Origin of the sequence: Pseudomonas syringae group sp. J309-1, from assembly GCF_032582135.1 — a bacterium.
GTDB lineage: Bacteria > Pseudomonadota > Gammaproteobacteria > Pseudomonadales > Pseudomonadaceae > Aquipseudomonas > Aquipseudomonas quasicaspiana.
In genome coordinates this window covers 1-508 of record NZ_JAWHNU010000175.1, presented here as the reverse complement: position 1 = coordinate 508, position 508 = coordinate 1, and the positions used below count along the sequence as shown (strand labels likewise).

Sequence of the window (508 nt, the reverse complement as noted above, 5' to 3'; positions counted from 1 at the left end):
ACCCTGGTCTGAAGCTTGGATCGACAGCGGCTCGATAAATGGCTGTGGCACGCGCGGGTGGTGAAGGCCCGCACCAGCGCGGCCGAGCTCGTCGCATCAGGTCATGTCCGCCTCAACGGCACGCGCGAGAAATCGCCGGGCCATGCGGTGAAGCCGGGCGATGTCATCACCGTTGCGCTCGACAACAGCGTCCGGGTGCTCAAGGTGATCGGCTTTGCCGAGCGGCGCGGCGATGCCAGTTCGGCGCGCGAGCTGTACGAGGATTTGCAAGGGAGCAATTTGCAAGCCGGTAAGGAGTAGTTATCTCACGTCTGTTATTTCGGCCGAAGCATGATCCGGACTGTGGGGCCGGACGCGCGATAGGATCATGCTCCCAACAAAACCGGCTGGCAGGGTCGCCAGAATGCAGGTGTTTTTCGGGGCCGGCTTCCCTTGCGGCTCCGGTATTCCTGCGCTACGCAACCCCAGAAAAAGTGGATCGTTTCGGAGTTTTGGATGACCTACGTCG

At 61.4% G+C, this 508-nt stretch carries 1 protein-coding gene; it reads left to right on the top strand.

Features of this window, described 5'->3' with window-relative positions; translation table 11 throughout:
• Window positions 1-15 precede the first annotated feature (15 nt).
• Window positions 16-300: an RNA-binding S4 domain-containing protein gene (locus RX972_RS29310; protein ID WP_106940345.1), complete on the top strand. Its 285-nt coding sequence runs from the start codon at window positions 16-18 to the stop codon at window positions 298-300.
• Window positions 301-508 lie beyond the last annotated feature (208 nt).